This window comes from Actinomadura kijaniata, assembly GCF_014138665.1.
Taxonomy (GTDB): Bacteria; Actinomycetota; Actinomycetes; order Streptosporangiales; family Streptosporangiaceae; genus Spirillospora; species Spirillospora kijaniata.
In genome coordinates, this window is record NZ_JACJIA010000002.1 from 273,662 (window position 1) to 292,030 (window position 18,369).

The following is an 18,369-nucleotide window of genomic DNA, read 5'->3' on the forward strand; positions in this document are numbered from 1 at the left end:
CGCCCCGGGGGGCGATCCCGTCTCGTCGGCCGGGTTGGTGAGGTGAGATGCCGCGGCGGGCGCGGTGTGTAACAGTGGAGGGCATGGTCGCCAAGCACGCTCTGGACACGGCAGAGGCCGCGGCCGTGCTCGACGAGGTCGCCGGTGGTCTGACGAGTGTGTGGGCCCGTGCCCACAACGCCCCGGACGTGCCGGTGCCGGCCACCCAGTTGCGGGCGCTGCTGGTACTGGAGCACGGGCCGGTCAACATCTCCACACTGGCCGCCGAGCTGGGCGCGCTGGCCTCCTCGGCGAGCCGGTTGTGCGACCGGCTGGAGGCCTCGGGCCTGCTGCTGCGCGACCCCGGTCAGGACGACCGGCGCGAGGTCACCGTCCGGCTGACCGCCGAGGGCCGGGCGCTGATGGACCGGCTGCGGGGCCGCCGCCGCGAGGAGCTGGAGCGCGTCCTGGCCGCGATGGCGCCCGCGGCGCGGCAGGCGCTGCTGTGGGGGCTGTCGGAGTTCCACCAGGCTCTGGGGCCGGGTCCGGCGAGCCGCGCCCTGGAGCACGACGCGCTGGAGCACGCCGCGAGGGAGCACGACCAGGACAGGGAACGGCCGGACGACCCGTTCCCGCTGCCCGCCTGAGACCACCGCCCCGCCCTTCGAAGCACGCCTTCGGCCGCCGGGCGGCCCGCTTCACCTGCCCGTTGGCCGTCCCATGCCAGATGTTTGTCGGATGACAAATTTAGCGCCCCGGCGGGCCGGTCGCACGCCGATCGACTCGCGGAAACCGCAGCGCACGGCGGCGGTCGGCGGGCGCCGGGGTCCGGCGGGAGCCTCCCCGCGCCACCGAATGCCCCGATAAAAGCCTCATTTCTGACATAAAACTAAACTTCCTTCTTTTCTGGCACGCAAAATCGGGAGTTCCCGGATCCTCTCCCCGCGCTTTCCCGGTTTTCTCTAACGCGACTCCGGTCACACCGCTAGCATCCGGCGTGATGGCGAACGTAAATGTCGTTCCAGATCTCTCTCCGGGAACGGACATGACGCCTTCTGGAGGCCCTTCCATGAACGACCGCCGCACCCCGTCACGAGCCGTCCGTTCCGCGATCCTCCCGGCGGCCGCCGCGCTGCTGCTGGGCGGGACGCTGGGCGGCTGCTCCGGCACGGACGCGCCCACCGGGCGCGCCGCCGCGCGGGACGCCGGGACCGGCGGCCGGGCCCCCGAGGCCACCACGTTCACGACGGTGGCCGCCGCCCCCGGGGACGCGGCCCCGGCGAGCGGCACCGACGGCACGGTCGTGCATCCGACCGCGCCGCAGCCGGTCCTGGACCGCCCGGGAGGCCGCGCCGTCGCGACGCTGCCCGTGCGGCAGCTCGGCGGCCCCACCTGGGTGCCCGTCGTGGAGACCTCGGGAGAGTGGCGCCGGATCCTGCTGCCGAGCAGGCCCAACGGGTCGAGCGGCTGGATCTCCGAGCGGAGCGGGGGGCTCCGCACCGCGCGCTCGCCCTACGAGGTCAGGATCGACCTGTCGGAGCGCCGGCTGAGCCTGCTCAGGTCCGGCCGCCCGGCCGGGAACTGGAAGGTCGCGGTCGGCGCACCCGCCACGCCCACCCCGACCGGCCGCACGTTCCTGCTGGCCGTCCTGGAGCCCGCGAAGAAGACCCCCAGCCCGCTGGTGCTGCCGCTCGGCGCGCACTCGGCGACGCTGGACTCCTTCGGTGGGGGGCCGGGCACCGTGGCGTTCCACGGCTGGCCGGACACGTCGGTCTTCGGCCGGGCGGTCTCGCACGGATGCGTCCGGGTCCCGAAGGAGGCGCTGCGGGAGCTGTCACGGATCCCGCTCGGAACCCTCGTGCTCATCTCCGGCTGACCCCGGTCGGCCCCTCGAACCCTCAAGGGAGTACCCCTATGTCCCATCGGAAGCTGACGCGCCGCCTGGCGCGGGCGGGCCTGGTCGCCGCGGCCCTCGGGCTGGCGGTCCCCGCGCCCGCGAACGCCGCCGAGCCCGGCGGGTCGTCGGCGTTCGGCCTGAACGTCACCGGCCCCGCGCACGTCCCGCCGACGCCCGCCGTCTCCTCCGCCACGGGCGAGGTCCGCAAGGCGCTGCTGCGCGAGGAGCGCACCAGGGCCGTCCGGGCGACGGTGCTGGACGTGGCGGCGCGCCGCGACCGCGCCCACTCCAAGGTCGCCGGGGTCGACGTACCGGCCGCGCACCTGAACGCCGAGGCCGTCACCGCCCGCTGCCTGGGAGGAAAGGGGAACGCGGCGCTGGCCGGCGCGGTCGTGGCGGGCAAGCCGCTGGCGGTGTCCCCGCCGCCCAACACCACCGTCCCGGTGAAGGTGCCGGGACTGGGCGACGGCTCGGTCGTCCTCAACAAGCAGGAGCGGCTGCCCGACGGGCGGCTGCGGGTGACCGGGCTGGAGGCCACCCTGCCGACCGGCCACGGCAGGGTCGAGGCGATCCGCGTCGCCTCCGCCACCTGCGGCCACGTCCGCAAGGGGCGGCAGGTCCACGGGAAGCCGGAGGGCCCCGAGGTCGCGCCCCGGCCCGTCCCGGTGAAGGGCGACCTGCCGGTCACCGGCTGACCCCGTGGCCGGGGCCGGACCGCCGCGGCCCGGCCCCGGCCACGCGGGCCCGTCAGTCCCCGGTGGCGGTGGGCTCGGCGCGCAGCGCCTCCTCCACGCTCGGGAACATCGGGAAGATCTTGGTGAGCTGGGTGACGTGGAAGACGTCGCGCACCCGGGAGGTGCCGCCCGCGAACACCAGGGTCCCGCCCAGGGCGCGCAGCCGGTGGAACACCCCGACCAGCACGCCCAGGCCGGTGGAGTCCAGGAACGTGACGCCGTCCATCTCGACCACCAGATGCCGGGCGCCGTCCTCGACCAGCCCGAGCAGGGTCTCGCGCAGCCGTCCGCTGGTGCTGACGTCGATGTCGCCGCCGAGCGCGACGATGGTCCGGTCGCCGTAACGGCGATGCTCCGCGCTGAAGTCCACGGGTCCTCCTCGGCTCCGGGTCGGCCGGGTAGTCGGGCGGGTCAGTCGGCGATGGCCGCCAGTACCGCGACGCCCTCGGCGGCGACCTCCTCCGCCGGATGGCCGGCCAGGCTGTGGCGCAGCACGGTGTCGGCGGCGTCCATCGCGGTGCGGGCGGTGATCAGACTGGTCTGGGCGCGTTCGATCTCGCCGATCCCGATGCAGTCGAAGGCGACCCGCGCCTCGTGGATCGCCAGGCGCAACTGCCGAACGACTTCTTCCATTCCCATGAACGCCCCCAGACGACAATGGCCAGTGCCGCATTTTATCGGGCTCGAACGCGCCCGTGCGGTACTTTCCCCCGACGGATTTCCGGTCGTTATCTTTGCCGGGAATTCCGATATCTGGGGGTTGGGAGGGGAATGGTGGCGCATTTCTCCCCGGGGCGCGCGGCGCGGCGGCCCGCCGGTCAGGCGGGCTGGGCCTCGGGCGCCGGCGCCACGGGGCGCGCGGGCCGCATGCGGCGGACGACGTCGCGGCCGATGTCCTGCATCGGCCGTTCGACGAAGCGGTAGCCGAGCGCGGCGACGGCCAGGACGCACGCGACCAGCCCGGCCGCCCAGCCGAGCCGCTGGAGCACCGGCAGGTCGCCGACGCCGTCCCCGGCGGCCTTCCAGAGCGACTGAAGGATCAGCGGGTGCAGCAGGTAGAGCGAGTAGCTGATCTGGCCGAGCCAGGGCAGCGGGCGGGGGACGCGGCGGTTCCGCAGGGCCATGCCCAGCAGGAACGTGAGCCACGCGGCGACGACGGCGGTCGTCCAGCCCCACTCGTCGGAGTTGCGCTCCCCGCCGTCCAGCGCGGCCCGGATCCCGCCCGCCGCGGTCAGCAGCGGCACGGCGACGGCCACCGCGACGCCCCACCCGCGGTGGATCTTCCGCTTCTCCAGCTCGTAGAGCACCGTCCCGGCGAACATGGTCGCGAGGATCGCCAGTCCCTCCATGCCGCCGACCTTGCTGTTCACCGCCACCAGGCCCAGCGCCAGGACCGCCAGCACCGCGCCGCCCAGCCACCGCGCCGCCTGCCCGCCGCGGGCCGCCGCCAGCAGCCCGAACGCCATCAGCAGGGTCGCGCCGAGCACCGTCCCGCCGGACGACCACGACGACAGCAGCCCCGTCGGCAGCAGGGTCCCGACCGCCGCGCAGGCCACGCCGAACGCCACCGCGACGGGCGCGGCGGCGCGCCTGGCCCCGGCGACGAACAGGGCGGTGACCAGCAGGTAGAAGACCATCTCGTAGGAGAGGGTCCACAGGACGTAGACGGCGTTGCCGGTGCCGAGGAGCTCCTGGAGCATCGTCAGGTGCGCCGCCACCGACGCCAGCGGCTGGTCGTCCAGGGACCCCGGCGGGCGGGCGCGCATGATCCCGGTGTAGCCGAGCACGACCCCGGCGGTGGCGGCGACGGCCGCCAGCGGGTACAGCCGGAACAGCCGCCCGGTCCAGAACTCGGCGACGTTACGCCGCCGCTCCAGCGACGCCGGGATGATGTAGCCGCTGACCAGGAAGAACACGAACACGCCATAGCGCCCGAAGTCGAACCACGGGCTGACCGAGTGCCGGATCTCGCCGAACAGCATGTTCAGCGAGTGCTCGAAGACCACGACGAGCGCCGCGACACCGCGGAGCCCGTCGAGCCAGTCGAGCCGCCGTGCCCGTGCCGCCGCGGGAGCCTCGGTGGTGGGTGCGAACGGAGTGGCAGTCATTCCGAGCCACCTTAGAGGCCCCGATGGACACTTTTAACGCCTTTTGCCGGGTTTTGTATCGAGAGAAAGGTGATCCAGCGCACTCTCAGCGCCGGGTCCCGACGACGACGGTCGCGTGCCACTCCTCCGAGGCGGCGACGCGGGCCGCCAGGCCGCCGCGTTCGAACGCCGTCACGGCCGCCTCCGCCTGGCGCTCGCCGGTCTCGACCAGCAGCCGCCCGCCCGGGGCGAGCCAGCCGCCCGCCTCGGCGGCGACGCGGCGCAGCACCGCGAGCCCGTCCTCGCCCCCGTCCAGCGCGACCCGCGCCTCGTGGTCGCGGGCCTCGGCGGGAAGCAGCCCGACCTCGCCGGTGGGCACGTAGGGAACGTTAGCGGCGAGGATGTCGACGCGTCCGCGCAACCCACCGGGCAGGGGCGCGAACAGGTCGCCCTCGAAGACGCGCTCGGCGGGAAGGTTCCTCCGGGCGCACCGCACCGCCGCCGGATCGACGTCGGCGGCGTACACCTCGGCCCCCTCCAGGACGGTCCCCAGCACGGCCCCGAGCGCCCCCGTACCGCAGCACAGGTCGACGACGACGGGCTTCGGGGGCGCGTTCCGCACGGCCTCCCCGACCATGAACCCGGTCCGCCGCCGGGGCACGAACACCCCCGGCTCGACCGCGACGCGCAGCCCGCAGAACTCGGCCCACCCGACCACGTACTCCAGGGGCTCGCCGGCGACCCGGCGCTCCACCATGGCGTCGAGCGCGTCCGCCGACGCCGCCGCCGAGGCGAGCACCCCGGCCTCGTCCTCGGCGAACACGCACCCGGCCGCCCGCAGCCGCGCGACGACCCCGTCAAGAGAAGACGACACAGAACCCCCAGGAAAGACGAATTCCTCATCATCCGCCCTTCCCGCCGCGCGGGTCCAATCGCGGTCAGGCCGACGCGCGGGCGGCTTCCCCGACGTCGCGGCCGCCCGTCACTCGCGGTCGAGCCGCCCGTGGGTCGCCTGGTAGATCTTCCGCGAGACCGGGTACCGCGCGCCCCGCACCAGCCACAGCGCCGCCTCGGCCTTCTTCCGGTTGCCCCGGAACCAGAAGATGTAATCGCGGGGGTCCTTCATCTGGAAGCAGAGCCCGTAGGTGAAGAAGGACTTCTTGCACACGTAGACCTTGGCCACGTCCTCCCGCGGGATCGGGTACTCCTCCTCCCACAGGGAGACGCGCGCCCCGTCCTCGTCCAGGATCAGCTTGGCCGAACGTCGCCGGACCTGCTCGGGAATCTCCGCCACTCGTTCCGCACCAGCAGGCCCCTTCCCGGAGACGGACGGCCGTTGGACGTGCCCCGCCGATCACCGGTTCCGGTCAGGGCCGGGTGGCGGGGCCCCCCGAGGGGCTCGGGCGGGTGGGCATTCCGGGGGAGGAGGGTCCCAACGTCGGAGGGCCCGTCGGGGTGCTGGACGTCCGGGGCGGGGCGGCCGGCGAGCGCGACGGGCCCGCCGACCTCGGGGTCGGCGGAGGCGTCGGCGAGACGGTTGCCGGGGGGCTCGGGACGTTGTCGGTGGGGCTGGGCGGCGGGACGGACGGCGAGGTGGGCGTCGGGCTTCCCGTCTCCACCGGGGGCGCGAGGGGCCCCACGGGTTCGGGCGTGCCGGGCCGCGACCACAGCAGGACGGCGATCGCCACGATCACCCCGGCCGTGACGGCGGCCGCCAGGGCGGGCGCCGCCCAGCGGCGCCACCAGGGGACGGCCGCGCGGTCCGCGTCGTGCAGCCGACGCATGAGGTCGGGGTCGGGCCGGATCCCGTCGGCGGCGCGGCGGTAGTGCTCGCGCAGCCGGGATTCGAGCTCAGGGTCCATGGGCCCCGCCCTCCTTCATCCGCTTCCGCAGCGCGGTCATCGCCCGCGCCGTGTGGCTCTTCACCGTCCCCCGGGAGATCCCCAGCGTCTCGGCGATCTCCTCTTCGTTCAGGTCGCACCAGTACCGCAGCACGAGGACGGCCCGCTGCTTGGCCGACAGCGCGCGCAGGGCCTCCTCCAGCTCCCCGTCGCCGGGCCCGGCGACCTGCGGCATCCGGGCGACGCGTTCGAGGTCGGCGACCGACCCGACCGGTGTGTCCCGCCACCGGGACCGGCGCTTCCGCTCGTCGATGGCGAGGTTGACCAGCACCTTACGGGCGTAGGCCTCGGGGTTGCCGCCCGCCGCGACGCGCTTCCAGCGGCGGGCGACGCGCTCGTAGGCGATCTGGAGCAGGTCCTCGGCCAGGTGCCGGTCGTACACCAGGAACACGGCGGTGCGCAGCAGGCTGCCCGCGGAGGCGTTGACGAACTCGTCGAAGGTCGCCTCCGCCCCGCGGGCCTCCCGAACGCTCAACACGGACAGCCCTACTCCCGGACCGCCGCCGGGGTCCGCACCGGCGGCTCGGCCGGGGTCGGCGGCACGCTCGGCGGCGCGGTCGGCCGGGGCTCGCCGGGCGGCGTCACGCAGTCGGCGGGCGGGGGCACGGGCCGCGGGGTCGGCTTCACCTTGCCCGGCCGGGCCGGCGGCGCGGTCGGGCGAACGGTCGGCGGCTTGGTCGGGGACGCGGTGGGCCGCGGCGGCACCGGGGTCGCCGTGGGCGGGGGCAGCGGGATCGGCGTCGGGGTCACCGTGGGCGGCTGCGACGGGCGCGGCTTCCCGGGCTTCGTCGGGCTGACCGTCGGGCGCGGCTTGCCGGGCCGTGTCGGGCTGACCGTCGGGTTCGGCTTGCCGGGCCGTGTCGGGCTGACCGTCGGGTTCGGCTTGCCGGGCCGGGGCGGGTTCGCCGTCGGGGACGGGCAGGGGACGCCGGGCCGGGCGGGCGGCGTGCCCGGCCGGGTGGTGGGCGGCGCGCTCGGCTGCGGCCGGGAGGTGGGCAGCGAGCCCTTCGCCGCGACGTTCGACGCCCGCGGGGCCTCGTCCGCGCCCGCCGACAGCCACAGGCCGCCGGCCAGCACGCCGGCACCGCCGAGAGCGGCCACCGACAGGGTCAGGGAACGTCGGGGACGACCCTTGTGCTTCATCGGACTCCTCGAGGATCAAGAACCATCTACACCCCCGACAACCCCCGCGCGGCCCCCGCCGGTTGTCACCCCCGCCGAATTTTTCTCCGCCGACCCCCTCCACCGGTTGAAGCCGGGGCGGCGGTGGGGAACGGTGTGATCATGACCAAGCGCAGCATCCAGCTCTCCGCCGACCTCCACGACTACCTCATCGCGCACAGCAGCGGACCCGACGCGCTGCTGGAGGAACTGGCCGAGGAGACCGCCGAGCGGTTCGCGCCGAGCGCGAGCATGCAGATCGGCCCCGAGCAGGGCACGTTCATGACCCTGCTGACCCGGATCACCGGGGCGCGGCGGGCCGTGGAGGTGGGGACGTTCACCGGTTACTCCTCGATCTGCATCGCGCGCGGCCTCGCCTCGGGCGGGCGGCTGCTGTGCTGCGACGTGAGCGAGGAGTGGACGTCGGTCGCGCGGCGCTACTGGGAGAAGGCCGGGGTCGCCGACCGGATCGAGCTGCGGATCGCCCCGGCCCTGGAGACGCTGCGGACGCTGGACGAGCCGGTCGACCTCGCGTTCATCGACGCCGACAAGGTCTCCTACCTCGACTACTGGGAGGAGCTGGTCCCCCGCGTCCGGCCCGGCGGCGTCCTGCTGGTCGACAACACCCTGCGCGGAGGCCGCGTTCTCGACGAGGCCGAGCAGAACGAGGACGTGCGCGCGATCCGGGCGTTCAACGAGCACGCCGCACGGGACGACCGGGTCGAGCTGGTCCTGCTGCCCATCGGCGACGGCCTGACCCTGGCGACGAAGCGCTGACCGAGCCCGCTCAGCCGAGCCTGGCGCGAATCCCACCGGCCTCGACCCGCGCGGCCGCCGCCTCGGCGGCGGCCCGCGCCCGGTCGTCCCCGAGCAGCAGCGTCCGAGACAGCTCATCGAGGGCATCCGCCATCTCATCCCGCCAGCCGGCGAACGCCGGTGACTCCTCCCCAACCGGCCGCCGTGCCCGCACCTCGCGCAACCGCCTCAACGAACGCTTGAGGTCACCGGGGATGGTCACAGGCACCTTCAAGTGCTGAACACGACTGAGGCCCAGGCTCGGGGATCATCCCCGGACCTGGGCCTCGTCTGGCTGAGCGGATGACGGGAATCGAACCCGCGTTATCAGCTTGGGAAGCTGAAGTTCTACCATTGAACTACATCCGCGTGCTCCGGTCCCTGAGGACCGCTGCTCGGACATCGTACCGGAAAATCATCGGTTGGCGAGCCGGTCGCGTTGGTGCGCGGGGGACGGGCCGGAGCCGGTAGCTTTTCTGACGTGCTGCTCTCCGATCGCGACATCAGGGCCGAAATCCAGGCGGGACGGGTGAAGATCGACCCGTTCGAGCCCGAGATGATCCAGCCGTCCAGTGTGGACGTGCGGCTGGACCGCTACTTCCGGGTGTTCGAGAACCACAGGTACCCGCACATCGACCCCGCCGTCGAGCAGCCGGACCTGACCAGGCTGGTCGAGCCGGAGGGGGACGAGGCGTTCGTGCTCCACCCCGGGGAGTTCGTGCTCGCCTCCACCTACGAGGTGTTCCAGCTTCCCGACGATCTCGCGGCGCGGCTGGAGGGGAAGAGCTCGCTGGGGCGGCTCGGGCTGCTCACGCACTCGACGGCCGGGTGGATCGACCCCGGGTTCAGCGGGCACGTGACGCTGGAGCTGTCGAACGTCGCCACGCTGCCGATCAAGCTGTGGCCGGGGATGAAGATCGGGCAGATGTGCCTGTTCCGGACCAGCTCCCCGGCGGAACGGCCCTATGGGTCGCCCGAGTACGGGTCGCGGTACCAGGACCAGCGGGGGCCGACGCCGTCGCGGTCGTACCAGAGCTTCCACCGCACCAAAGTGTGATCGTTCCCCAAAAATCACCCAAGGATCGTGATCTCGATCACTGAAAGGTGAAAAGTTCTACCAAGTGGGTATCAACCATCGATAGCTGGGCAGAGCGGCCGGCTGGCTCCCCTATCCGTCGCCGCCGCCCGTCCGGTGGCCCCCATTGGTGAGTGGCTCCGCACGCCTGTGATCAGGGGGTGGCATCCAGCCGGGTGCCACCCCCTGGTCGTGGGCGACGGGTGTTCCCCCCGACGCCCGCGGAGCCCGGAGAGGAGATCGTGTCCGCACTCCGCGTAGAGAACGTGACGAAGGTGTTCGGCCGGAAGGCCGGTGAGGCCGCCCGCAGGCTGGCGGGCGGCGCCGATCTGGAGGAGGTCCGGCGCGGCCTGGGCGTGACGCCCGCCGTGGTGGACGTGTCCTTCGAGGTCCGCCAGGGTGAGATCTTCGTGGTGATGGGCCTGTCGGGGTCCGGGAAGTCCACGCTGATCCGGATGCTCAACGGGCTCCTGGAGCCCACCGCCGGCCGGATCCTGATCGACGGGACCGACCTCACCCGGCTCTCGCCCAAGGCGCTGCGGGAACTGCGGCAGAAGAAGATCAGCATGGTGTTCCAGCACTTCGCGCTGTTCCCGCACCGGACGGTGCTGGAGAACGCCGCCTACGGGCTGGAGGTGCAGGGCGTCGGGAAGGCCGAGCGGCACGAGAAGGCCCGGGCGTTCCTGGACAAGGTCGGGCTGTCGGGGTGGGAGGACAGGCTTCCCGGCGAGCTGTCGGGGGGCATGCAGCAGCGCGTCGGCATCGCGCGGGCGCTGACCGCCGAGACCGAGATCCTGCTGATGGACGAGGCGTTCAGCGCGCTGGACCCGCTCATCCGGCGGGAGATGCAGGAACTGCTGCTGGAGCTCCAGACCGACCTGGGCAAGACGATCGTCTTCATCACGCACGACCTGAACGAGGCCATGCGGCTCGGCGACCGGATCGCCATGCTGCGGGGCGGGCGGGTCATGCAGGTCGGCACCGCCGAGGAGATCCTGACCGACCCGGCCAACGACTACGTCGCGCAGTTCGTCGCCGACGTGGACCGCACGCGGGTGCTGACCGCGGCGTCGGTCATGGAGAAGCCGCTGGCGATCGTGGACCCTGGGAACGGTCCACGCGCGGCCGTGCGGGCGATGCGCGAGACGCAGACGGCGGGCGCGTTCGTCGTGGGACGCGACCGCAAGCTGATCGGCGCGGTGTACGCCGAGCCCGCCGCCCAGGCGGTCCGGGACGGGGCCGACTCGCTGGACGGCCTGGTGGAACCCGAGCTGGAGACCGTCACCCCCGACACCCCCGTCGCCGAGCTGTTCGCGCGGTGCGCCGAGAGCGCGCTGCCGGTACCGGTGGTCGACGGGGCCGGACGGCTGCTCGGTGTGATCCCGCGGGTCACGCTGCTGGCCGCGCTCGGGAACCTGACCGCCAACACGGGGGACCTGCCGGTGATCGGCGACGAGGAGCTGGCCGACGTCCGCAAGGGGGTGACCGCCGATGTCTAAGCTCCCCCTGGGCGACTGGGTGGAAGGCGCCGTCGGCTTCCTCACCGACAACGGCGGTCCCGTCTTCGACGCGGTCAAGAGCGTGGTCGGCGGGCTGGTCGGCGGGCTGGAGACCGCGCTGACCACGCCGCCCGCGCTGGCCATGGCGCTGATCGTCGCGCTGCTGGGCTGGTGGCTGCGCGGACCGGTGTTCGCGCTGGTCGGCCTGGTCGGGATGCTGCTCATCGACAACCTCGGTGAGTGGGAGTCGGCCATGAAGACCCTCGCGCTGGTGCTGGTCGCGAGCGTCGCGGCGCTGGCGATCGGCGTCCCGCTGGGCATCGCGGCGGCGCGGCGGCCCCGGGTGGCGGCGGTCGTGCAGCCGGTGCTGGACTTCATGCAGACGATGCCGGCGTTCGTCTACCTGATCCCGGCGATCTTCTTCTTCGGGGTCGGGCAGGTGCCGGGCGTCATCGCCACGATGATCTTCGCGTTGCCGCCGGGCGTGCGGCTGACCCGGCTCGGCATCAGCCAGGTCGACCGGGAGATGGTCGAGGCGGCCGAGGCGTTCGGCACGCCGCCCCGGCAGACCCTGCTGCGCGTGCAGCTTCCGCTGGCGCTCGGCACCATCATGACCGGCGTCAACCAGGTGATCATGCTGTCGCTGTCCATGGTCGTGATCGCGGGCATGGTCGGCGCGGGCGGCCTGGGCGCCGAGGTGTTCGGCGCGATCACGCAGCTGGACGTCGGCCGCGGCTTCGAGGCGGGCCTGTCGGTCGTCATCCTGGCGATCACCCTGGACCGGCTGACCGGCGCGCTCGGCACCCGGCTCAGCCCGATCGGGCGCAAGCGGGCCACCGCCGCCGCGGCGTCCGGCGGCTGGCGCGGGGCGCTCGCCTACCGGCCGCGCCCGGCGTTCGCGCTGGCCGGGGTGCTGGCGCTGGTGGTCGTGTCGGCCGGGATGGGCCTCACCGGCGCCGGCGGCGACTCCCCCGCCGCCCGGAAGCTCACCATCGGGTACATCCCGTGGGACGAGGACGTGGCGGTCACCCACCTGTGGAAGACCGAGCTGGAGAAGAAGGGCTACCAGGTCGACCTCCAGCAGGTCGACGCCGGCCCGCTGTACTCCGGGCTGGCCTCCAAGGACGTGGACCTGTTCCTGGGGTCCTGGCTGCCCGCCACGCACGCCGACTACTACGGCAGGTACAAGGGCCAGATCGAGGATCTCGGCTCCTGGTACGACAACGCCAGCATGCAGCTCGCGGTGCTGAGGAACGACCCCGCCAACAGCGTCGCCGACCTCACGAAGGACCCGGCCCGCTACGGCGGGAAGATCATCGGCATCGAGCCCAGCGCCGGCGAGATGAAGATCATCAAGAACAAGGTGATGCCCGGCTACGGCCTGAACGGCCGGTTCGAGCTGGTCCAGGGCTCCACCCCGGCGATGCTGGCCGAGCTGAGCCGCTCGGTGAAGAACGGCAAGCCGATCGTGGTGGCGCTGTGGAAGCCGCACTGGGCCTACGCCAAGTTCCCGATCAAGCCGCTGGCCGACCCGAAGGGCACCTTCGGATCGGCCGAGAGGGTGCACATGCTGGCCCGCAAGGGCTTCGGCAAGGACTTCCCCGAGCTGACCGGCTGGCTGAAGAGGTTCCGGATGAAGGACGACCAGCTCTTCCCGCTGGAGGACCTGGTCATCAACAAGTACAAGGGCCAGGAGGCCAGGGGCGTCGAGGAGTGGACCAGGGCCAACCCCGACTTCATGCCCTCGATCATGAAGTGACCTCCCGCCGAACGGGCCGTCCGGTGCGCGACCGGGCGGCCCGTCCGCCTATCCGGCCAGCCCCACCACGAAGAACACCGCCAGCATCCCCGCGCCCGTGCAGCACAGCGTCAGCACGCGCGGATGCCGGGCGTGCGCCTCCGGCAGGATCTCCGCCGCCGCCAGGTACAGCAGGATCCCCGCGAAGAACCCCAGGTACGGCCCCAGAACGGCCTTGGGCACCGTCACCAGGAGCGTGACCAGCGCCCCGGCGACCGGCGCGAGCGCGTCGGCGAGCAGCAGCGCCAGCGGCACCCGGCGTCCCGACCTGCCCAGCGACGCGGCGGTGACCGTGTTGAACCCGTCGGCGAAGTCGTGCACCACCACGGCGAGCGCGACCAGCACGCCCACGCCCGTCCCGGCCTGGAAGCCGAGGCCGATGCTGAGCCCGTCCACGAAGCTGTGCCCGACCAGCGCCCCGGCGGCCAGCACCCCGGCCCGCCCGGACGCGCCGCCGTGGGCGTGCTCGTGCGGCGCGTACTCGTCCTCGTGGGCACGGTGGACGGCGGCGGCCTGCTCGACCACGTGCAGCAGCAGGAACCCCGCCGCGAACCCGATCATCGGCGCGGGCACGCCCAGCGGCGCCGCGTCCGACAGCTCCAGCGACCCCGGGACCAGATCGAACGCCACCACCCCGAGGATCAGCCCGCCGGCCAGCCCCAGCACCAGATGGCGGCGGTCCCGCACGCGCAGCGCGACCACCCCGCCGAGCAGGGTCATCAGGAACGCCACCACCGACAGGACCACAGCCATGGTCCGGTTCTACAAGCCGTCCGGCCGTTCCTCGCCCAGACGCGCCGCGCCCCGTACCGGCTTGAGGCGCGGACAAGCCGGTACGGGACGCAATGCACCTTTCGTGCCCACCGAAAGCCCTCCGCACACCTGGGCGGCTCCCGTCACCCGGCGCGACACCCGTCACGCACAGGCGGCGGAGGGGGCGGCCAGCAGCAGCTCGGCCGCCGTCCCGGCGGTGATCTGACTTCCGGCGGCGGGGTCCTGGCCGCACACCTTCCACCCGTCCGGGTCGGTGGGCAGCTTGGCTTTCTTGTCGAAGCTCGCCGCGCGCACGCTGGCGATCCCGGCCTCGTTGAGCACGGCGATCGCGTCCTTGAAGGTCTTGCCCTTCACCTCGGGTACCGCCGACCGCGCGACGGCCGGATCGTCGGCCGACGTGGTGGCCGGCGGAGAGGAGGACGCGGACTTCCCGCCACCCGACCCGCAGGCGGCCAGGACCAGGGCGACGGGCAGGCAGAGCAGGGCGGTCCGCACACGACCGCCGATCACGAACGACAGCACAGGAAACTCCGGAGATGAGGGGGTCGGCCCGGGGAGGACGCGAGATCCTCTCCCGGTTCGGACCATCGTCCCGGACGGCCCGCGCGTTCCGCGAACGCGGGCCGTCAGCGGGCGGGCCGCGAGCCCCGGCGGTGCCGGCCTTGCCGTGATCTGCCTGGTCCATGCTGGGCGGGCACGGCACAGGCGCGCCCCACGCGTGCGTGAGGAGCGGCGCGCGTAGGGAACGCGGTGGCGCCCGCGACTCCCTCGCCAGCGGGAACGACGGAAGCGGCCCCGTGATCACGTCGGTGATCACGGGGCCGCTGGTGTCCGATCCGGCTCGCCGGCGGCGTCACTCGGCGGAGACGGTCTCCTTGGGCGCGTCCTCGCCCTTGATGGAGCGGATCAGCAGCTGCGAGACGTCGACGACCTCCAGGCTCTCCTTGGCCTGGCCCTCGTTCTTCTTCTCGTTGATGGCGTCGCCCAGCATCACGAGGCAGAACGGGCAGGCGGTGGAGATGGTGTCGGGGTTGGTCTCCATCGCCTCGTCCACGCGCTCGGTGTTGATGCGCTTGCCGATGCGCTCCTCCATCCACATCCGCGCGCCGCCCGCGCCGCAGCAGAAGCCCCGCTCCTTGTGGCGGTGCATCTCCTGCGTCTTGACGCCCGGGACGTGCGACATGATGTCGCGCGGCTGCTTGTAGACCTTGTTGTGGCGGCCCAGGAAGCAGGGGTCGTGGTAGGTGATGTTCTCCTCGATCGGGGTGACCGGGGTGAGCTTGCCCGCCTCGACCAGGTGCGCCAGCAGCTGGGTGTGGTGGACGACCTCGTAGTTCCCGCCGATCTGCGGGTACTCGTTGGCCAGGGTGTTGAAGCAGTGCGGGCAGGTCGCGACGATCTTCTTGACGCCCGCCTCGTTCAGCGTCTCGACGTTCTGCTGGCCGAGCATCTGGAAGACGAACTCCATGCCCAGGCGGCGCGCCGGGTCACCGGTGCAGGCCTCCATCGGGCCGAGGACGCCGAACTTGACGCCCGCGATGTGCAGCAGCTCCGCGACGGCCTTGGTGGTCTTCTTGGCGCGGTCCTCCAGTGCGCCGGCGCAGCCGACCCAGAACAGGTACTCCATGTCCTCGGGCGCCTTGTCGTCGACGACCTCGACCTCGAAGTCGAGCTCCTCGATCCACTCCAGGCGCTTCATCTCGGACATGCCCCACGGGTTGCCCTTGTTCTCCAGGTTCTTCAGCATGACGCCGGCCTCGGAGGGGAACGAGGACTCGATCATCACCTGGAAGCGGCGCATGTCGAGGATGTGGTCGATGTGCTCGATGTCGACCGGGCACTGCTCGACGCAGGCGCCGCAGTTGGTGCAGGACCACAGGACGTCGGGGTGGATGACGCCGTCCTCGGCGACGAGCTCCTTGTCCACCTGCATGGCGGTCTTCTGCTCGTCGGTGAACTTCTCGCGCTCCTCCTCGGAGGCGAGCATGTAGGGGGCCTTGGCGAACGCGTGGTCGCGCAGCTCCAGGACGACCATCTTCGGCGACAGCGGCTTGCCGGTGTTCCAGGCCGGGCACTGCGACTGGCAGCGACCGCACTCGGTGCAGGTCGCCATGTCGAGGTAGCCCTTCCAGGTGAAGTCCTCGATCTTGCCGCGGCCGAAGGTGTCCTCGTCCGGGTCGGCCTCCTCGAAGTCGAGGACCTTGCCCTTGCTCATCATCGGCTGGGCCGCGCCCAGGCCGTCGGGCTGGCGCTTGAACATGACGTTCAGCGGGGCCAGGAAGATGTGCAGGTGCTTGGAGTTGACGACGATGACCAGGAAGACCAGCGCGACGCCGATGTGCAGCAGCAGGCCGGCGGCCTCCAGGACCTCCAGCACGTTGTCGTCGACGCCCTTGAGCGGCTGGCCGACCAGCCAGGAGAAGTAGGCGGCCTTGCCGTAGGACAGGCCCTCGCGCGCCGCCTCGATGCCCCGGAAGAAGAACATCGTCCAGATCACGTTGAAGATCATGAACAGGATGACCCAGGCGCCGCCCAGGTGCGACCCGCTGAAGCGGGACTTGCGGCCCAGCTTCTTGGGGGCGTTCTTGATCCGGATGATCGTGAACGTGATCAGACCGGCGAGACAGGCCAGGGCGATCGTGTCCTGGACGAACCCGATCGGACCCCAGGTCTGGACGAACGGGATGTGCGCGTCCAGGCCGAACACCAGCTGGACGCCCGCCTCCAGGTAGACGGTGGCCAGCAGGAAGAACGCCCACATCACCGCGAAGTGCGCCGCCCCGGCGACGGTCCACTTCAGCAGCTTCTTCTGGCCCAGGACCTCGACGGCCTGCCCCTCGACCGCCTTCTTGGGCTCACGCTTGACCTGAAGGGTGCGTTCGGGGTCCGGTTGACCGCTCTTGAACAGCTTCCAGAGGAAGAGCACCCGCTTGCCCGCGAGCGCCAACGCGGCAGCCAACCCGGCTATGCCGATCAGCAACGTGATCCAGTAGAGCACTGTTCCGTCCTCCTGAGGTACGGGCGTCGGCTGTCAGCGTAGGGCGCGCGACAGTCTGTACTTCATCCGGGTCCCGAATACTACTCGGCAGTAGCTTAGGCGTCATACCGCATACCGCCCGGACACGGAACGCGATCACACGTAGCGCTGTATATATACGTGCCCCCCGACGGGGTAAACCCGTTGTTCCCGCTGATGAGGACCGTTATCACATTGATGCATCACCTCTCTGGCCCAAGACGGGCGGGGGTGGGGGAACGCCCGTCCGGGAGCGGTTCCGAAGAGCGCCGAGGTCCGGCGGTCATCCCGCCGGAAGCACCTGGTAGGGCTCGATCTGATCTCCCTTGCGCAGATCCGGGAAGTCGAGCCAGACCTCGGTCCACGGGCGGGTCTGCTGAGTCCACTCGAAGGCCGTGGCGGTGAGCGTCCCCGTCCGGCGAAGGTGAGCGATGGTCAACCCGTCGGCGATGACGGTGCCGTCGCGCAGCAGGCGCGCGCGATGCCCGGCCGCCAGGATCCGCCCGCCCGCCGGCGACTTCCTGGATGGAAACACCTCGCCCATGGCCAGGTCGTCGGCCGAGTGCGCCTCCTGCACCTTCAGCCGGTGTGTACGCGCTTCCGTCCACGTCGGCGGTGGCACGTCAAAGGCCACGACCATGTCTCCGGGGAGCAACCCGGGATGCCCCAGACCCACCAGGACGCGATCGCCCACGGACGCCTCACCGATCGGGCGTCGATCCTCGTCGGTCATGAACAGCAGTCGCAGCGTCTCGGCCACCGGCTGCCCACCGCGCAGGACCCGCACCCGGTCGCCCAGCCTCAGCCTTCCCGTGGCCAGGGCGACCCGCGCGACCGTTCCGGCCAGCGGGTCACTGGACAGCTCATCCACCTCGGCGCGCCCCAGTTCCTCACGCCGGTCCGGCTGGACCTGGTAACCAAGCACCAGATCCGGGTCGAGTCCGGCGGTGTTCGCAGGGGTGTAGACCTCGACATGGTCGCCCTCCCGGACGTCGCCATGCCCGATCGCCACCATGCACCGCCGCCCCGCACTGATGGCCTCCCGTGCCTCCAGCCGCTTCCCCACGACCTTTTCCCTGATCAGAGCCCCTACACGAAGGTCCTCGGCGATCACCACTCCACCGCGCAGCAGGCGAGCCCGCGCACCACGGACGAGGTCACCACCGAACACCCGGCCCCGTGGCAGCCGTCCCAGGCCCATGGCCGTCCCGAAACCGGTCACGGAGATTCCGCACACGCGGTTCTCCCCAAGCCAGATGCCGTCGTCGCGCACGGAAACTCCTCCCCGGCCAACCATGTCGGCGCTCAGTGCGCACACTTGCAGCATCACGAACAAGTTCTCAACGCATGCGGTGCGCAAGAGACGGGACGGCCCTCAGGCCGTGCACGCTACCGGGCAACGTCAACTCCCCGTTCGAAGCGGTGATGACCTGCGGATTCATACCGTGTTTCTGGTGCCACCCGAGGAGAACGGCCGGGCTTCCCCGACACGGTCGAGACCGCACGGCACCGCTGACGGAGCCCAGGCCGCGCCGGTCCGGGTTCCGTCATGATCAATTAATGGCTAGGGCCTGTTTCAAAGTGGGCCTCAGCCGCGCACGCGAGCGCGTTACCTGACCTGCGGGCCCGACGCCGAAGGCGAGGGCCCGCAGG

At 72.0% G+C, this 18,369-nt stretch carries 20 protein-coding genes and 1 tRNA gene; 7 read left to right on the forward strand and 14 right to left on the reverse strand.

Annotated elements, in window-relative coordinates:
- Positions 1 to 83 precede the first annotated feature (83 nt).
- The 3 genes from HNR61_RS08410 (at position 84) to HNR61_RS08420 (ending at position 2,571) form a co-directional block, all read left to right on the forward strand.
- Entirely contained in the window at positions 84 to 626 is a 543-nt protein-coding gene (locus HNR61_RS08410; protein WP_182842558.1) for a MarR family transcriptional regulator, read from the forward strand.
- A gap of 422 nt (positions 627 to 1,048) precedes the next feature.
- Positions 1,049 to 1,855, forward strand: coding sequence for a protein-sorting L,D-transpeptidase LdtCP (locus HNR61_RS08415; RefSeq protein WP_182842559.1), 807 nt, complete (start codon positions 1,049 to 1,051; stop codon positions 1,853 to 1,855).
- Positions 1,856 to 1,893: 38 nt separating this feature from the next.
- Positions 1,894 to 2,571: a choice-of-anchor P domain-containing protein gene (locus HNR61_RS08420; protein ID WP_182842560.1), complete on the forward strand. Its 678-nt coding sequence runs from the start codon at positions 1,894 to 1,896 to the stop codon at positions 2,569 to 2,571.
- A gap of 52 nt (positions 2,572 to 2,623) precedes the next feature.
- On the opposite strand, the gene HNR61_RS08425 is transcribed toward HNR61_RS08420, so the two are convergent.
- The 8 genes from HNR61_RS08425 to HNR61_RS08460 all read right to left on the reverse strand — a co-directional run bounded on the left by HNR61_RS08425 (position 2,624) and on the right by HNR61_RS08460 (position 7,741).
- Entirely contained in the window at positions 2,624 to 2,980 is a 357-nt protein-coding gene (locus HNR61_RS08425; RefSeq protein ID WP_182842561.1) for an STAS domain-containing protein, read from the reverse strand.
- Positions 2,981 to 3,021: 41 nt separating this feature from the next.
- Positions 3,022 to 3,243: a hypothetical protein gene (locus HNR61_RS08430; protein ID WP_246442363.1), complete on the reverse strand. Its 222-nt coding sequence runs from the start codon at positions 3,241 to 3,243 to the stop codon at positions 3,022 to 3,024.
- A gap of 185 nt (positions 3,244 to 3,428) precedes the next feature.
- On the reverse strand, positions 3,429 to 4,718 hold the full coding sequence (locus tag HNR61_RS08435) for an acyltransferase family protein (RefSeq protein ID WP_182842563.1): 1,290 nt from the start codon (positions 4,716 to 4,718) through the stop codon (positions 3,429 to 3,431).
- Positions 4,719 to 4,803: 85 nt separating this feature from the next.
- A complete protein-coding gene (locus HNR61_RS08440) occupies positions 4,804 to 5,571 on the reverse strand; it encodes a putative protein N(5)-glutamine methyltransferase (RefSeq protein WP_182842564.1) in 768 nt (255 codons plus the stop codon).
- Between the two features lie 108 nt (positions 5,572 to 5,679).
- Positions 5,680 to 5,991, reverse strand: a complete 312-nt coding sequence (locus tag HNR61_RS08445; protein WP_182842565.1) for a hypothetical protein — start codon at positions 5,989 to 5,991, stop codon at positions 5,680 to 5,682.
- A 73-nt stretch (positions 5,992 to 6,064) separates the two neighbouring features.
- Positions 6,065 to 6,559: a hypothetical protein gene (locus HNR61_RS08450; protein WP_182842566.1), complete on the reverse strand. Its 495-nt coding sequence runs from the start codon at positions 6,557 to 6,559 to the stop codon at positions 6,065 to 6,067.
- The gene (locus HNR61_RS08455) at positions 6,549 to 7,073 is read right to left on the reverse strand and encodes a SigE family RNA polymerase sigma factor (RefSeq protein WP_182842567.1); all 525 of its coding nucleotides are present in this window, start codon (positions 7,071 to 7,073) and stop codon (positions 6,549 to 6,551) included. The genes HNR61_RS08450 and HNR61_RS08455 overlap by 11 nt, the downstream gene beginning before the upstream one ends.
- 11 nt (positions 7,074 to 7,084) lie before the next feature.
- A complete protein-coding gene (locus HNR61_RS08460; RefSeq protein WP_182842568.1) occupies positions 7,085 to 7,741 on the reverse strand; it encodes a hypothetical protein in 657 nt (218 codons plus the stop codon).
- A gap of 141 nt (positions 7,742 to 7,882) precedes the next feature.
- Here HNR61_RS08460 and HNR61_RS08465 point away from each other — a divergent pair, with 141 nt between their 5' ends.
- Positions 7,883 to 8,536, forward strand: coding sequence for an O-methyltransferase (locus tag HNR61_RS08465; RefSeq protein ID WP_182842569.1), 654 nt, complete (start codon positions 7,883 to 7,885; stop codon positions 8,534 to 8,536).
- 10 nt (positions 8,537 to 8,546) lie between these two features.
- On the opposite strand, the gene HNR61_RS08470 is transcribed toward HNR61_RS08465, so the two are convergent.
- Entirely contained in the window at positions 8,547 to 8,777 is a 231-nt protein-coding gene (locus HNR61_RS08470) for a hypothetical protein (RefSeq protein WP_182842570.1), read from the reverse strand.
- A 75-nt stretch (positions 8,778 to 8,852) separates the two neighbouring features.
- Positions 8,853 to 8,923, reverse strand: a tRNA-Gly gene (locus tag HNR61_RS08475).
- A gap of 112 nt (positions 8,924 to 9,035) precedes the next feature.
- Here HNR61_RS08475 and dcd point away from each other — a divergent pair.
- The 3 genes from dcd to HNR61_RS08490 all read left to right on the forward strand — a co-directional run bounded on the left by dcd (position 9,036) and on the right by HNR61_RS08490 (position 12,887).
- Positions 9,036 to 9,611: a dCTP deaminase gene (dcd, locus tag HNR61_RS08480; RefSeq protein WP_182842571.1), complete on the forward strand. Its 576-nt coding sequence runs from the start codon at positions 9,036 to 9,038 to the stop codon at positions 9,609 to 9,611.
- Between the two features lie 260 nt (positions 9,612 to 9,871).
- Entirely contained in the window at positions 9,872 to 11,128 is a 1,257-nt protein-coding gene (locus HNR61_RS08485; protein ID WP_182842572.1) for a quaternary amine ABC transporter ATP-binding protein, read from the forward strand.
- Entirely contained in the window at positions 11,121 to 12,887 is a 1,767-nt protein-coding gene (locus tag HNR61_RS08490) for an ABC transporter permease/substrate binding protein (RefSeq protein ID WP_182842573.1), read from the forward strand. Before HNR61_RS08485 ends, HNR61_RS08490 begins: the two co-directional genes overlap by 8 nt.
- A gap of 48 nt (positions 12,888 to 12,935) precedes the next feature.
- On the opposite strand, the gene HNR61_RS08495 is transcribed toward HNR61_RS08490, so the two are convergent.
- From HNR61_RS08495 to HNR61_RS08510, 4 genes are all read right to left on the reverse strand, one after another.
- Positions 12,936 to 13,679, reverse strand: a complete 744-nt coding sequence (locus tag HNR61_RS08495) for a ZIP family metal transporter (RefSeq protein ID WP_182842574.1) — start codon at positions 13,677 to 13,679, stop codon at positions 12,936 to 12,938.
- A gap of 162 nt (positions 13,680 to 13,841) precedes the next feature.
- Positions 13,842 to 14,222 (reverse strand): PASTA domain-containing protein, encoded by a 381-nt coding sequence (locus HNR61_RS08500; protein WP_182842575.1) that lies wholly within the window; start codon positions 14,220 to 14,222, stop codon positions 13,842 to 13,844.
- Positions 14,223 to 14,553: 331 nt separating this feature from the next.
- On the reverse strand, positions 14,554 to 16,698 hold the full coding sequence (locus tag HNR61_RS08505; RefSeq protein ID WP_312897812.1) for a (Fe-S)-binding protein: 2,145 nt from the start codon (positions 16,696 to 16,698) through the stop codon (positions 14,554 to 14,556).
- Between the two features lie 301 nt (positions 16,699 to 16,999).
- On the reverse strand, positions 17,000 to 17,989 hold the full coding sequence (locus HNR61_RS08510; protein ID WP_182842576.1) for a hypothetical protein: 990 nt from the start codon (positions 17,987 to 17,989) through the stop codon (positions 17,000 to 17,002).
- Positions 17,990 to 18,369: the final 380 nt, after the last annotated feature.

What these genes read in the sequence shown, in the direction of transcription:
- HNR61_RS08410 (WP_182842558.1), top strand. Translation starts at nt 84, where the DNA reads ATGGTCGCCAAGCACGCTCTGGACACGGCAGAGGCCGCGGCCGTGCTC.
- HNR61_RS08415 (WP_182842559.1), top strand. Translation starts at nt 1,049, where the DNA reads ATGAACGACCGCCGCACCCCGTCACGAGCCGTCCGTTCCGCGATCCTC.
- HNR61_RS08420 (WP_182842560.1), top strand. Translation starts at nt 1,894, where the DNA reads ATGTCCCATCGGAAGCTGACGCGCCGCCTGGCGCGGGCGGGCCTGGTC.
- HNR61_RS08430 (WP_246442363.1), bottom strand. Translation starts at nt 3,243, where the DNA reads ATGGAAGAAGTCGTTCGGCAGTTGCGCCTGGCGATCCACGAGGCGCGG.
- HNR61_RS08435 (WP_182842563.1), bottom strand. Translation starts at nt 4,718, where the DNA reads ATGACTGCCACTCCGTTCGCACCCACCACCGAGGCTCCCGCGGCGGCA.
- HNR61_RS08450 (WP_182842566.1), bottom strand. Translation starts at nt 6,559, where the DNA reads ATGGACCCTGAGCTCGAATCCCGGCTGCGCGAGCACTACCGCCGCGCC.
- HNR61_RS08460 (WP_182842568.1), bottom strand. Translation starts at nt 7,741, where the DNA reads ATGAAGCACAAGGGTCGTCCCCGACGTTCCCTGACCCTGTCGGTGGCC.
- HNR61_RS08465 (WP_182842569.1), top strand. Translation starts at nt 7,883, where the DNA reads ATGACCAAGCGCAGCATCCAGCTCTCCGCCGACCTCCACGACTACCTC.
- HNR61_RS08490 (WP_182842573.1), top strand. Translation starts at nt 11,121, where the DNA reads ATGTCTAAGCTCCCCCTGGGCGACTGGGTGGAAGGCGCCGTCGGCTTC.
- HNR61_RS08495 (WP_182842574.1), bottom strand. Translation starts at nt 13,679, where the DNA reads ATGGCTGTGGTCCTGTCGGTGGTGGCGTTCCTGATGACCCTGCTCGGC.